Source organism: Citrobacter sp. Cb080 (assembly GCF_030334745.1).
Lineage (GTDB): Bacteria > Pseudomonadota > Gammaproteobacteria > Enterobacterales > Enterobacteriaceae > Citrobacter > Citrobacter braakii.
The window spans coordinates 44,418-58,734 of sequence record NZ_JAOWDG010000022.1 but is presented as its reverse complement, the minus strand read 5'-3'; the positions used below and the strand labels follow the sequence as shown (position 1 = coordinate 58,734).

The window sequence follows — 14,317 nt, the reverse complement described above, 5'->3', positions numbered from 1 at the left end:
GATGAAGATCCGTAATTTAACTTCCGATAAAAAGAAATTTCGAAGGGTAAAATATCTCCGAAACAACTTATTGCAAAGGAAGGTAAATCTTTGCTAAAAAACGGTTGTCTCTGTTATGTTTAGCATCGGTTTAATTACTCAGGAGTATAGGGCAGTAGCTCACCATATGGATCGTCACCGACGTCATTTCACTACCAGGCCGTATCAAGCCTGTCAGATTGGCACTTTTTGCCACAAATTTTCTCTGCATATCGCTTCAACGCCTGAGATCCTCAGCGCGCAGTTTGGTCATTCCTTAAGCAGGAGCTTGTCATGGAATTATTAATGGACCCGCAGATTTGGGTGGGTTTGCTCACGCTTGTCGTTCTCGAAATTGTTCTGGGTATCGATAACCTGGTCTTCATTGCGATCCTGGCTGATAAGCTGCCGCCAAAACAGCGAGATAAAGCGCGTTTAATCGGTTTGTCACTGGCACTGGTTATGCGCCTGGGCTTGTTGTCCGTGATTTCGTGGATGGTGACGCTAACTAAGCCGCTATTTACGGTAATGGACTACTCGTTCTCGGGGCGCGATCTGATCATGCTGCTGGGGGGGATTTTCCTCTTGTTCAAGGCCACGACAGAGCTGCATGAGCGGCTGGAAAACCGTGAACATGATACCGGCCAGGCAAAAGGGTATGCGAGTTTTTGGGTTGTTGTGACGCAGATTGTCATACTCGACGCGGTATTCTCGCTGGATGCCGTTATTACGGCGGTCGGTATGGTCAACCATCTGCCGGTGATGATGGCGGCGGTCGTGATTGCTATGGCCGTGATGCTGCTGGCTTCTAAGCCGCTGACACGATTTGTGAACCAACATCCGACGGTGGTGGTGCTGTGTCTGAGCTTCCTGTTAATGATCGGTCTGAGCCTGGTTGCCGAAGGGTTTGGCTTCCATATTCCGAAAGGCTATCTGTATGCGGCGATTGGCTTCTCAATCATCATTGAGTTGTTTAACCAGATTGCCCGTCGGAACTTTATTCGCCACCAGTCGACGCTGCCGCTGCGTGCGCGCACTGCCGATGCAATCCTGCGTCTGATGGGGGGTAAAAGTCAGGCCAGCGCGCAGATGGAATCCGACAACCCGGTGCCGGTTCCCGTCCCGGAAGGCGCATTTGTGGAAGAAGAACGCTATATGATCAACGGCGTCCTTTCTCTGGCGTCGCGTTCATTACGCGGCATTATGACGCCTCGTGGCGAAATTAGCTGGGTTGATGCAGACCTGAGCGTGGAGGAAATTCGCGAGCAATTGCTCTCGTCACCACACAGCCTGTTCCCGGTGTGTCGTGGCGAACTGGATGAAATCATCGGTATTGTGCGTGCTAAAGAGCTGCTGGTCGCGCTGGAAGACGGTGTGGATGTGGCGGCCATTGCCTCTGCGTCTCCGGCTATTATTGTCCCGGAAACGCTGGATCCTATCAATCTGTTAGGTGTTCTGCGACGCGCCCGCGGCAGCTTTGTTATCGTCACTAACGAGTTTGGTGTAGTCCAGGGTCTGGTCACGCCGTTGGACGTATTAGAAGCTATTGCCGGTGAATTCCCGGATGCCGATGAAACGCCTGAAATTATTGCTGATGCAGGCGGTTGGTTGGTGAAAGGTGGTACCGATCTGCATGCGTTGCAACAGGCGCTGGACGTGGATACGTTAGTGAATGAAGATGAAGACATCGCCACGGTGGCAGGTTTAGTCATTGCCGCTAACGGCCATATTCCACGCGTAGGTGATGTTATCGATGTTGCACCGTTGAGCATTACGATTGTCGAAGCCAATGACTATCGTGTGGATTTAGTTCGCATTGTTAAAGAACAACCCGCTCACGACGAAGACGAGTAAGCGGGGTTAGCGAAACGGCATAACGTGCATACTGTGTCGCCCGTTATGCCGGGCGGGCGGCGGCGTGCTGCCCGCCAGCCATTTGGGAAAATCGCGCAGCGGCATCGGCTTTGCGTACAAAAAGCCTTGCAATAAATGTACGCCGTGTCGGCGCAAATGCTGTGCCTGCGCCTGTGTTTCAACGCCTTCCGCCACCAGTTCGATATTCAGTTTTTTCCCCAAAGCGATAATGATGTCTGTGACGGTTGAGTTCACGGCGTCTGTCCCGATTGCCGAGGTAAATGATTTATCAATCTTCAGCACATCCGGGCGAAGCTTTTCCAGCCAGGAGAGCGAGCTGTTGCCGGTGCCGAAATCGTCAATTGCCAGCTTTACGCCAAGCCGATTTAACTCGCGCACGACCCGATAATCCACATCCAGCAACGCATCGCGCTCGGTGAGTTCGATAACCAACTGCTGAATAGGGTGCTGGCTGAACCAGTACTGGTTGAGATCTTTTAGCAGCGTACCGTTACGAAAATGGCTGGCGGCAACATTTATCCCAATATGAAACTGGCTGCTCATCGGGAATACGTGCCGTTGCTGAATGGTTTCTGCGATGACATGACGGGTAAGCGGCACAATCAGGTTGTGCTCCTCTGCGATGGGAATAAACACTTCGGGAGAGATCCAACCCTGGCGCGGGTTATTCCAGCGTAAAAGGATTTCCACTCCCATACATTGCTGGGTTTGCGCATTAAGTAGCGGCTGGCAAAACAGCTCGAATTCCCGTGCAGCAAGGGCCAGATTTATCTCCCAGGAGAAGCTCATTCTGCTGGCGGTCGCCAGCCATGCCAGGTAGCCCACTAAAAAACTTAGGATCACCGCCAGCGGCAGTTGTGTTGGTAGATGTTTTATAGCCAGTTCGCTGGCCCCCGGACCGGTGACGCTGATAGTAAAGGGGAAATGTTGCGATGAGAGCTGGTAGCGTTTTTCATTATCCAGTTCAGGTAGCGTATCGACAACACCCTGTCCATATAGCAAATGGCGATTACCGACGGTTAAGCTGGCATGGGTAATTTGCGGTGGCTGGGGTTCAAGCAACATGGACGATAATAAATCAATGTTAACGATTTCCAGCACGCCATCTGAGCCATCGGCAGATGCTGGATACCATTGCGTCAGAATCGGACTGCCCTTAATCAACGAATGGTCGGTAGACAGCAGCAATTGCGGCTCCCGACTGGGTAATTCAGGCTCCAGTTGGCGAATAGGCACATTGCGATAGCCAAAAATGCTGGAACAATAAAGGACCCCGCTCTGAATCAGGCTGATAGAACGTACCGTTTGCAGTCTGGCTGCATGCTTACTCAGAGGTAAATGCGCAACTGAGCAGGGAAGCCCAATCAGCGGTAGCAGTACATCGCGTCCGGTCTGTAGGGGCAAAAGCACGTCATCCAACTCTTCAACGGCGTGGTTGGCAAAGGTAACGGTATTGCGATGATTTAAATTACGCTCCGAAATAAATCGGACAGTTAATGTGAGAATGAGCGTCAGTAGTGCACATAATGTGCAGACGATTAAGCGATTCCGGCGATAGTTCTTGATGATCCTTTGCGCTGTTTGCATGCGGGCCGCCCGATAAGCCGTTGGTCACAGTAGCCAACAGCAACAGAGCAAGTGTAGTGGGGAAAATTACGCCAGACGAGGGAGAGGGGGCAAATTCGCCCATCTGTCGCAGATGGGCGAAAAATAAGTATTAGTCACATTGAACTTTGATTGCCAGACCACCGCGTGACGTTTCACGGTATTTGGCGTTCATGTCTTTACCTGTTTCGTACATGGTCTCAATGACTTTATCCAGCGAGACGCGCGGAGCGCTGGTACGGCGCATTGCCATACGCGCAGCGTTGATCGCCTTCACTGACGCAATGGCATTACGTTCGATGCACGGAACCTGTACCTGTCCCGCCACCGGATCGCAGGTTAAGCCGAGGTTATGTTCCATGCCGATTTCAGCAGCAACACATACCTGCTCAGGGCTCGCGCCTAACAGTTCAGCCAGACCCGCGGCAGCCATGGAACAGGCTACGCCCACTTCACCCTGACAACCCACTTCTGCACCGGAGATAGACGCATTCATTTTGTACAACGCGCCAATCGCGCCGGCCGCCAGGAAATAACGAGTATAGATATCCGGGCTGACGGACTCGATGAAATGATCGTAATAGGCCAGTACCGCAGGCACGATACCGCAAGCACCGTTGGTTGGCGCAGTAACTACGCGACCACCCGCGGCGTTTTCTTCGTTAACGGCCAGCGCGAACATGTTCACCCAGTCGATCACGTTCATCGGATCGTTGGACAGCTTGTCGCTGGAAACCAGCATACGACGCAGGGCTGAAGCACGACGAGGAACGCGCAGCGGACCCGGCAGCACGCCTTCGGTGTTCATACCACGATCGATACAAGCCTGCATGGTTTGCCAGACGTTACCAAAGTACTCTTCAATCTCTTTTTTACTGTGCAGAGCAAGTTCGTTCTGCATCGCCATGCCAGAGAGAGACAGGCCGGTGCTGTTGCAGTATTCCAGCATTTCGGTGGCGGATTTGAACGGATAAGGCACACTGACCTCGCCCGCGGCATCCTGACCAAAATGTTCTTCATCAACGATGAATCCACCGCCGATGGAGTAGTAGGTTTTGCTGTAAATGACGGTTTCGCCACTGTACGCGTGGATCTGCATTCCGTTTTCATGCAGCGGCAGGTTGCCGTTGTGAAAACGCATTCCGTCATTCTGCGGGAAATCCACTTCGTGTTGGCCCTGCGCAAGCAGCAGGCGTCCACGCGTTTCTACATCGCGGATAAATCCGGGGATGCTGTCAATATCTACGGTAGCAGGCTCATTGCCCGCCAGACCCATAATAATGGCGATATCGGTATGGTGACCTTTACCCGTGAGCGACAGTGAACCATACACGTCGACGGCGACACGAGTAACGCTGTCCAGTAATCCTTTTTCGACCAGGTCATCGACGAACTGTTTACCCGCCTTCATAGGCCCTACGGTATGGGAAGATGAGGGACCAATCCCCACCTTAAACATGTCGAATAGACTAATCACGATAATACTCCTACAGGGCGACTGGGGTTTCCAGTAACGATGTTATAACTGCGCATAGTGTAAGAGGGAACGCGGCGATCGGCTTAACTATTCACATGAATTAAACTAATAGATAACCGCGGTTTTACTAATGTTGTGACCTGAGTTTCAAGTTGTCTATGGTGTGCGTAAAGATAAGTATAGTCAGGGCTTGACGCCAATTTGCAGCGCCAGCTCACGAATTATTCCGGCGGTCATTCCCCAGACGAAATATTGCTCATACCAGGAAAGCCATACACGATGTGAATCGCCGCGACGGTAGATATCCAGCGGATGATAACGACCTAAATGCAGGGCTTGTGCCAGCGGCATTTCGAACACGGCGGAAACTTCATCAACACTTGCGCGATACGGCAAATTTGGCGGGATAATGCCTACCACCGGCGTGACCTGGAAACCGGTCACACTGTCGACCGGCGGCAGAACGCCAATCACCTCCACGCAGGATGGTGGGATCGCCACTTCTTCCTGCGCTTCGCGAAGGGCGGCGGCAATTAACGAGGCATCGCTGCTATCCACCGCGCCGCCGGGAAAGGCGACTTGTCCGGCGTGCTTGCGCAGATGAACGGATCGCTGAGTTAACAGTAACCCCGGCTGTGCACGACGCACGACGGGGATCAGTACGGCGGCCTGACGCTGGTTTAACGCAGTATGATTAACCTGCGGGCGCAGGAGTTGAAAGCGCGATAAAAAATCATCAAGCGTCAGGCTGCTGTATTCCACGTGTCAGTTCTCCAGTTGGTGCAAAATACGATTCACTTTATCAAACGTTTCCTGATACTCCGCATCTTCCTGGCTGTCCGCCACAATGCCACCGCCAGCGGAACAATAAATGCGTCCGTTGGTGGCTGTGAGCGTGCGAATGGTGATGCTGGTATCCATATTGCCGCAAAAGCTCAGATAGCCAATGCTACCGCACCAGGCGTTGCGTCTTTGCGGTTCCAGTTCGTCAATAATTTCCATTGCCCGCACTTTTGGAGCACCGGTAATAGAGCCGCCGGGGAAGGCGGCGCGCAGCAGGTCAGTGGCGTGCAATGATTCTGGCAGACGCGCGGTAATGGTGCTGACCAAATGATGAACGGCAGGGAACGGTTCGACAACGAACAGTTCCGGAACCTGTACCGAACCGGGTTCGGCAACGCGGCCGATATCATTACGCATTAAATCGACGATCATCAGGTTTTCCGCCTGATCCTTTGGGGAGTTCGCCAGTGATTGAGCCTGCAGACGATCGGCATCGGCATCTTCAAGTCTGGGCAGCGTGCCTTTAATCGGGCGCGTCTGGATGTGCTGGTTTTCCAGCAGAATAAAACGCTCAGGTGAAAGGCTGAGAATCGCCCCCTCCTCAAGACGTATAAACGCACTGAACGGGGCGCGGTTCGCATGGTTGAGACGTACAAACGCCAACCACTCATCGCCTTGATAATGCGCCTGAAAACGCTGGGCAAGATTGACCTGATAGCAATCGCCGCTGTGCAGATAACGCTGCACCTGACGGAACCTTTCACCATACTGCTCGCGGGTCATGTTTGACTGCCACGAGGATGTTAACGAAAACGGTTCGCGCACGGGTATCTGTTGATTTTCCAGCCAACGGTGTCGTGCCTGTACATCGGAGTGGCTAAGTAGCGACACCCTTTGCAACTGATGATCGACAATCAGCGCCCAATCGTAAATGCCAACCGCCATGTCCGGTAGCGTGATATCCTGTTCGGCTTCCGTTGGCAGAGATTCAAAACGACGGCCTAAGTCATAACCGAACAGACCCAATGCGCCTCCCTGGAAGGGAAAATCGGGATTATAATCGGGCTGAATAGTCAGCGATGTCAGCGCCGAACGTAAAACTGTCATCGGATCATCAACCGTTTGCATAGTGCCGTGATGGTCATGCACAACGGTCTCTTCTGCATGTGTGACCAGCGTTGTAATGGGGTCGGCGACCAGAATATCAAAGCGATTATGCGGATGGTCGGCATGGCCTGAATGCAAAAGCATTGCCCAGGGCTGGTGGCTTAATGTGGCAAAATAGTGCTTAGCGGCGTCCAGACGCCAGGGGAGTGTGATTACAGCGGGAGATAACGTCTTCATCAGTCCTGACTCGTTGCTACTTCACTGGCTATGTGCCGGGTAGCATGAAATAATTAGCGCTAATAATTTAGCAGGAGTTCACCATGATTGCAGGTTTACCTTCACTCACGCACGATCAGCAGCAACAGGCGGTTGAACGCATTCATGAACTGATATCCCAGGGGATGAGCAGTGGCGAGGCGATTACGAAAGTGGCTGCTGAATTACGCGCCAGCCATACCGGCGAGCGGATCGTGGCGCGTTTTGAAGATGAAGACGAATAACGCCGCTTATACCGCAGCGATAATCTTAATTTCAACTTTGTATTTCGGGTTCATTAACCCGGCCTGAACGGTACAACGTACCGGCGCGTGACCAGCAACAACCCATGCGTCCCAGGCTTTGTTCATGGCGGCAAAATCATTTTTGTCCGCCAGGAACAGGGTGGCATCAAGAATACGTGACTTGCTGCTGCCCTGTTTTTCCAGCACCGCATCAATTTGCGCCAGCGTATTTGCCGTTTGCTCAAAGGCGTCGGCATCCAGATTTTCCGGTACGCCGGTGTAATACAACGTGTTGTTGTGGATAACCACGTCGGACCAACGCGCTTCGGCATCAATGCGCACAATCGTCATAAATCATTCCTCATTTACGTTTTTTCATAATGGCTTCGGGTTGCGCCAAGACTGCCATAATGTTGTGTCCACGTCACCTCTTCAATTGGCGAAAGAGCCGCTGGCCTGACATAATCCCTGTTCAAATGAACAGGGGGCAGTGTGACGGACGATTTTGCAGCAGACGGTCAGTTGGCTAAAGCGATACCCGGTTTTAAACCGCGTGAACCACAGCGGCAGATGGCCTTCGCCGTCAGTCATGCTATCGAAAAATCACAGCCGCTTGTTGTCGAAGCCGGAACAGGAACGGGTAAAACCTACGCTTATCTTGCCCCTGCGCTGCGTGCCGGAAAGAAAGTAATTGTCTCCACGGGCTCGAAGGCGTTGCAGGATCAGCTATACAGCCGCGATTTACCCACAGTAGCGAAGGCTCTGGAATTCACGGGTAAACTGGCGCTGCTGAAAGGGCGTTCAAACTATCTGTGTCTTGAGCGTCTCGAACAACAGGCGCTGGCGGGTGGTGACCTGCCGGTACAAACTTTAAGTGACGTCATTCTGCTACGCTCCTGGTCAAATCAAACCCTTGATGGTGACATCAGCACCTGCGTCAGCGTGGCGGAAGACTCTCAGGCCTGGCCGCTGGTGACGAGCACAAACGATAATTGCCTTGGGAGCGACTGCCCGCTGTACAAAGAGTGCTTTGTCGTTAAAGCGCGCAAGAAGGCGATGGATGCAGATGTCGTCGTGGTAAACCACCATCTGTTTCTCGCTGATATGGTGGTAAAAGAGAGTGGGTTTGGCGAGCTGATCCCGGAAGCTGAAGTGATGATCTTCGATGAAGCGCATCAGTTACCGGATATCGCCAGCCAATATTTTGGTCAATCGCTCTCCAGTCGCCAACTGCTGGATCTGGCGAAAGACATCACCATTGCCTATCGCACCGAGCTGAAAGACACTCAACAGCTTCAAAAATGCGCCGACCGGCTGGCGCAAAGCGCGCAGGACTTCCGCCTGCAGCTGGGCGAGCCGGGCTATCGAGGAAACTTGCGGGAACTGCTGGCCGACCCGCGCGTGCAGCGCGCGTTTTTGTTGCTCGATGACACGCTGGAGCTGTGTTACGACGTGGCGAAACTGTCTCTCGGACGTTCCGCCTTGCTGGATGCCGCGTTTGAACGTGCCACGCTTTACCGTACTCGTCTGAAGCGCCTGAAAGAGATCAACCAGCCAGGTTTCAGCTACTGGTATGAATGCACCTCGCGCCATTTCACCCTTGCGCTGACGCCGCTCACGGTGGCGGATAAATTCAAAGAAGTGATGGAACAGAAGCCGGGCTGCTGGATTTTTACCTCCGCGACGCTGTCGGTAAACGATGATCTTCATCATTTCACCGCGCGGCTGGGTATTGAAGATGCCGAGTCGATGCTGCTGCCAAGCCCATTTGATTACACCCGCCAGGCGCTGCTGTGCGTGCCGCGTAATCTCCCGCAAACAAACCAACCGGGAGCGGCGCGTCAGTTGGCATCCATGCTGCGTCCCATTATCGAAGCGAACAACGGTCGCTGCTTTATGCTGTGTACCTCGCACGCGATGATGCGCGATCTGGCGGAACAATTCCGCGCCACCATGACCCTTCCCGTGCTGCTGCAGGGCGAAACCAGTAAAGGGCAACTGTTACAGCAGTTTGTCAGCGCAGGTAATGCGTTACTGGTTGCCACCAGCAGCTTCTGGGAAGGGGTGGACGTGCGTGGCGATACGTTGTCGCTGGTGATTATTGATAAACTGCCGTTCACCTCGCCGGACGATCCGCTGTTAAAAGCGAGGATGGAGGACTGCCGTTTGCGCGGCGGCGATCCGTTTGAAGACGTTCAGTTGCCGGATGCGGTAATCACCCTGAAACAGGGCGTGGGGCGTCTGATTCGTGACGCCGACGACCGCGGGGTGCTGGTGATTTGCGACAACCGTTTGGTGATGCGACCTTACGGTGCCACTTTCCTGGCAAGTCTTCCGCCTGCGCCGCGGACGCGTGATATTGCTCGCGCTGTTCGTTTTCTTGCCATACCAACGACTGAGTAATTTGTTACGGAGTGTGGTAAGATGCGCGCCAAATTTATTGACCTGATCACAAACACCCATGCGAATTCTGGCTATCGATACCGCCACAGAGGCGTGCTCTGTTGCCCTGTGGAATGACGGTACTACCAAGGCTCATTTCGAGCTTTGCCCACGAGAACACACCCAACGAATTTTACCAATGGTCGAGGAAATCCTGGCTGCTGGCGATCTCACGTTAACCGATATCGACGCTCTGGCGTTTGGTCGCGGTCCTGGCAGTTTCACCGGTGTACGTATTGGGATTGGCATTGCTCAGGGGCTGGCGTTAGGCGCGAATTTACCGATGATCGGCGTTTCCACCCTGGCAACAATGGCGCAGGGAGCCTGGCGTAAGTCGGGCGCGACCCGCGTACTGGCCGCGATCGACGCGCGAATGGGCGAAGTCTATTGGGCCGAATACCTGCGTGATGAGAACGGCAACTGGCACGGTGAAGAAACCGAAGCGGTGCTAACCCCCGAGCAGGTGCATGCGCGTTTACTGCAACTGTCTGGCGAGTGGGTAACGGTCGGAACAGGCTGGCCTGCCTGGCCTGAGCTCGGTAAAGACAGCGGTCTGACGCTGAGCGATGGCGACGTTTTGCTTCCGGCGGCTGAAGATATGCTGCCTGTTGCCACGCAAATGCTGGCTGCCGGTAAGACCGTGGCGGTTGAACATGCGGAACCGGTTTATTTACGTAACACCGTGGCATGGAAGAAACTTCCCGGTAAAGAATGAATCTTAGTAGTACATCCCTGGTCAATTCGCACAGCCGTCAGTGCGCAGCATGGTGAATTGGTCGGGGCAGAAGCTAAGAAAAGGGAGTCGCAATATGGCGGTGCAAAAGCAGTTATTGAAAGGTGTGTTGGCGGGCGCATTCGCGTTAATGCTTAACGGTTGTGTCACCATCCCGGACGCGATTAAAGGTTCGAGCCCTACGCCGCAGCAGGATCTGGTGCGGGTTATGAATGCCCCGCAGCTGTATGTCGGACAGGAAGCGCGTTTCGGCGGTAAAGTTGTGGATATTCAGAACCAGCAGGGGAAATCCCGTCTGGAAATTGCCACTGTTCCTCTTGATAGTGGGGCGCGACCGGTGCTGGGCGAAGCCTCCCGCGGGCGAATTTATGCTGATGTAAATGGCTTCCTTGACCCGGTGGACTTCCGCGGTCAACTGGTTACCGTCGTCGGTCCGATTAGCGGTACTGTGGATGGAAAAATCGGTAATACGCCGTATAAATTCATGCTGATGCAGGTAACTGGCTATAAACGCTGGCATATTACTCAGCAAATTGTTATGCCGCCTCAGCCGATCGACCCCTGGTTCTACGGTGCGCGTGGCTGGCCTTACGGTGGCTACGGCGGATGGGGATGGTACAATCCCGGCCCGGCACAGGTTCAGACCATAGTAACTGAGTAACTCTTTGTTTTATGAGTAAAAGAAACAGCGGCTCGTCCGCTGTTTCTGCATTAACGTGGATATAAGAAAAATAAATAGTGACGTGCTTCGCAACCTTGTCGTTGTGTAATAAACAAACTGGTACGCTGAGTTAATATTATGTTAACAGTTTGTTTATTGCCTGGGGTTGTGATGACGACGAATACGCATTTTAGAGGTGATGTATTGAAAAAGGTTTGGCTTAACCGTTATCCCGCTGGTGTTCCTGCGGAGATCAATCCTGACCGTTATCAATCCCTGGTGGAACTCTTTGAACACTCAGTAAGACGGTATGCCGATCAGCCCGCGTTTGTAAACATGGGGGAGGTGATGACCTTCCGCAAGCTTGAAGAGCGTAGCCGGGCATTTGCGGCCTATTTGCAACAGGGACTCGGGCTGAAGAAGGGCGATCGCGTCGCGCTGATGATGCCGAACCTGCTGCAATATCCGGTCGCACTGTTTGGGATTTTACGTGCTGGCATGATCGTCGTGAACGTGAACCCGCTGTACACGCCTCGCGAGCTGGAACATCAGCTCAACGACAGCGGCGCGTCGGCGATTGTCATCGTGTCTAACTTTGCCCACACGCTGGAAAAAGTCGTCGACAAAACGTCGGTGCAACACGTGATCCTGACGCGTATGGGCGATCAGCTGTCGACCGCCAAAGGGACGTTGGTTAACTTTGTCGTCAAGTATATCAAGCGTCTGGTGCCGAAATATCACCTGCCGGATGCCATCTCTTTTCGTAGCGCGCTGCAAAACGGTTATCGCATGCAGTATGTGAAACCCGAAGTGGTGTCGGAAGATCTGGCGTTCCTGCAATATACCGGGGGGACTACCGGTGTGGCGAAGGGCGCGATGCTTACGCACCGTAACATGCTGGCTAACCTTGAGCAGGTTAACGCCACTTATGGCCCGTTGCTGCATCCGGGTAAAGAACTGGTGGTGACGGCCCTACCGCTGTATCACATTTTTGCGCTGACGATGAACTGCCTGCTGTTTATTGAGCTGGGCGGTCAAAACCTGCTGATTACCAACCCGCGTGATATTCCGGGACTGGTAAAAGAGCTGGCGAAGTATCCGTTCACCGCCATGACCGGTGTCAATACGCTGTTTAACGCGCTGCTGAATAACAAAGAGTTCCAACAACTGGACTTCTCGTCACTGCACCTTTCGGCAGGTGGCGGGATGCCGGTTCAACAGGCGGTAGCTGAACGTTGGGTGAAGCTGACGGGTCAGTATCTGCTGGAAGGCTATGGCCTGACGGAGTGTGCCCCTCTGGTGAGCGTCAATCCTCATGATATCGACTACCACAGCGGCAGTATCGGGTTACCGGTTCCTTCCACCGAGGTCAAACTGGTGGATGACGACGATAACGAAGTGCCGCCGGGAGAACCGGGCGAACTGTGCGTGAAAGGTCCGCAAGTGATGCTGGGCTACTGGCAGCGACCAGACGCCACCGACGAAATCGTTAAAGACGGCTGGCTGCACACCGGCGATATTGCGGTGATGGATAATGAAGGCTTCCTGCGTATTGTCGATCGTAAGAAAGATATGATCCTTGTGTCCGGCTTTAACGTCTATCCAAACGAAATTGAAGACGTGGTTATGCAACATCCTGGCGTACAGGAAGTGGCTGCGGTCGGCGTTCCGTCGGGCAGCAGCGGTGAAGCGGTGAAAATTTTCGTGGTGAAGAAAGATGCCTCGTTAACTGATGAGGCGCTTATCACTTTCTGCCGTCGTCACCTGACGGGCTATAAAGTACCGAAGCTGGTGGAGTTTCGCGACGAGTTGCCGAAATCTAACGTCGGTAAAATTTTGCGACGAGAATTACGTGACGAAGCGCGCGCCAAAGTGGACAATAAAGGCTGAGCGTTAAGTCAGCCAGCAGAAAACGCCGGGTAAACCGGCGTTTTTTTTGGCGCAAACCTAAGAGAGCACGATTTGAATTATCAAATGATCACCACGGACGACGCGTTAGCCACGCTGTGCGAAGCCGTCCGTGAATTTCCGGCGATAGCCCTGGATACCGAATTTGTTCGCACACGTACCTATTATCCGCAGTTGGGGCTGATCCAGCTGTTTGATGGCAAACACGTTGCTCTGATTGATCCGCTAGGGATCACCGACTGGTCGCCCCTGCGCGATATTCTGCGTGATACCACCATCACCAAATTCCTGCATGCGGGAAGTGAAGACCTGGAAGTGTTTCTCAACGCTTTTGGCGAACTTCCGCAGCCGTTAATTGACACACAAATCCTGGCCGCATTTTGCGGTCGTCCGCTGTCGTGGGGCTTCGCCTCGATGGTGGAAGAGTTTACGGGTGTGGCGCTCGACAAAAGCGAATCGCGTACCGACTGGCTGGCCAGACCGCTGACCGAGCGTCAGTGCGAATACGCGGCGGCTGACGTCTGGTATCTGTTACCGATCACCACAAAACTGATGGCTGAAACCGAAGCCAGCGGCTGGCTGCCAGCCGCGCTGGACGAATGCCGCTTAATGCAGCAGCGTCGCCAGGAGATTCTGGCGCCAGAAGACGCCTGGCGTGACATCACCAACGCATGGCAACTGCGCACCCGTCAGCTAGCCTGCCTGCAATTGCTTGCCGACTGGCGACTGCGTAAAGCACGCGAGCGCGATCTGGCGGTAAACTTCGTGGTGCGTGAAGAGCACCTGTGGGCGGTGGCGCGTTATATGCCGGGCAGTCTGGGTGAACTGGATAGCCTGGGTCTTTCCGGGAGCGAAATTCGTTTCCACGGTAAAACGCTGATCGCCCTGGTGGAAAAGGCCCAGGCTTTACCGGAAGAGTCGCTACCGCAGCCGCTGCTGAATTTGATGGATATGCCAGGGTATCGCAAGGCGTTCAAAGCCATCAAAGCGCTGGTTGCCGAGGTGAGTGCGGAACATAATCTCAGCGTCGAACTTCTTGCTTCGCGTCGCCAGATCAACCAGTTGCTCAACTGGCACTGGAAATTAAAGCCGCAGCAATCCCTGCCAGAGCTGGTTTCCGGCTGGCGTGGCGAATTGATGTCCGATCGCCTCAACGCGCTGCTGCAGGAATACCCGCAGTAAGTCACCAGGCTCGCCGGGTCGCGCGT

The 14,317-nt window shown here is 53.6% G+C and carries 13 protein-coding genes; 8 read left to right on the top strand and 5 right to left on the bottom strand.

The features are described 5' to 3' along the window. Positions 1-115 precede the first annotated feature (115 nt). Complete coding sequence (locus tag OGV38_RS25040) at positions 116-325, top strand: protein YoaL (protein WP_085055725.1); 210 nt, start codon at positions 116-118, stop codon at positions 323-325. Then, positions 313-1,872, top strand: coding sequence for a CNNM family cation transport protein YoaE (gene yoaE, locus OGV38_RS01300; protein ID WP_016153393.1), 1,560 nt, complete (start codon positions 313-315; stop codon positions 1,870-1,872). Before OGV38_RS25040 ends, yoaE begins: the two co-directional genes overlap by 13 nt. A gap of 6 nt (positions 1,873-1,878) precedes the next feature. Here yoaE and pdeD read toward each other — a convergent pair whose 3' ends face one another. The 4 genes from pdeD to pabB form a co-directional block, all read right to left on the bottom strand. Next, complete coding sequence (gene pdeD, locus OGV38_RS01295; RefSeq protein WP_286472862.1) at positions 1,879-3,480, bottom strand: cyclic di-3',5'-guanosine monophosphate phosphodiesterase PdeD; 1,602 nt, start codon at positions 3,478-3,480, stop codon at positions 1,879-1,881. Between the two features lie 130 nt (positions 3,481-3,610). Next, a complete protein-coding gene (gene sdaA / locus OGV38_RS01290; protein ID WP_016153391.1) occupies positions 3,611-4,975 on the bottom strand; it encodes an L-serine ammonia-lyase in 1,365 nt (454 codons plus the stop codon). 183 nt (positions 4,976-5,158) lie between these two features. Then, entirely contained in the window at positions 5,159-5,737 is a 579-nt protein-coding gene (locus tag OGV38_RS01285) for a CoA pyrophosphatase (protein WP_016153390.1), read from the bottom strand. 3 nt (positions 5,738-5,740) lie between these two features. Further along, positions 5,741-7,102, bottom strand: a complete 1,362-nt coding sequence (pabB, locus tag OGV38_RS01280) for an aminodeoxychorismate synthase component 1 (RefSeq protein ID WP_286472861.1) — start codon at positions 7,100-7,102, stop codon at positions 5,741-5,743. A gap of 83 nt (positions 7,103-7,185) precedes the next feature. Here pabB and OGV38_RS01275 point away from each other — a divergent pair, with 83 nt between their 5' ends. Further along, on the top strand, positions 7,186-7,365 hold the full coding sequence (locus OGV38_RS01275) for a YoaH family protein (RefSeq protein WP_016153388.1): 180 nt from the start codon (positions 7,186-7,188) through the stop codon (positions 7,363-7,365). Positions 7,366-7,371: 6 nt separating this feature from the next. On the opposite strand, the gene OGV38_RS01270 is transcribed toward OGV38_RS01275, so the two are convergent. Next, positions 7,372-7,716, bottom strand: a complete 345-nt coding sequence (locus tag OGV38_RS01270; protein ID WP_016153387.1) for a RidA family protein — start codon at positions 7,714-7,716, stop codon at positions 7,372-7,374. Positions 7,717-7,857: 141 nt separating this feature from the next. Here OGV38_RS01270 and yoaA point away from each other — a divergent pair, with 141 nt between their 5' ends. The 5 genes from yoaA (at position 7,858) to rnd (ending at position 14,291) form a co-directional block, all read left to right on the top strand. Further along, a complete protein-coding gene (yoaA, locus tag OGV38_RS01265) occupies positions 7,858-9,768 on the top strand; it encodes a DNA repair helicase YoaA (protein WP_016156792.1) in 1,911 nt (636 codons plus the stop codon). A gap of 58 nt (positions 9,769-9,826) precedes the next feature. Continuing rightward, positions 9,827-10,522: a tRNA (adenosine(37)-N6)-threonylcarbamoyltransferase complex dimerization subunit type 1 TsaB gene (gene tsaB, locus OGV38_RS01260; protein WP_029139572.1), complete on the top strand. Its 696-nt coding sequence runs from the start codon at positions 9,827-9,829 to the stop codon at positions 10,520-10,522. A 94-nt stretch (positions 10,523-10,616) separates the two neighbouring features. Next, complete coding sequence (locus OGV38_RS01255; RefSeq protein ID WP_019076970.1) at positions 10,617-11,201, top strand: Slp family lipoprotein; 585 nt, start codon at positions 10,617-10,619, stop codon at positions 11,199-11,201. Between the two features lie 204 nt (positions 11,202-11,405). Next, entirely contained in the window at positions 11,406-13,091 is a 1,686-nt protein-coding gene (fadD, locus tag OGV38_RS01250; protein ID WP_131346197.1) for a long-chain-fatty-acid--CoA ligase FadD, read from the top strand. Between the two features lie 84 nt (positions 13,092-13,175). After that, positions 13,176-14,291 carry a ribonuclease D gene (gene rnd / locus OGV38_RS01245; protein ID WP_047416608.1) on the top strand — a complete coding sequence of 372 codons (1,116 nt, stop codon included), beginning with the start codon at positions 13,176-13,178 and terminating at the stop codon, positions 14,289-14,291. Positions 14,292-14,317: the final 26 nt, after the last annotated feature.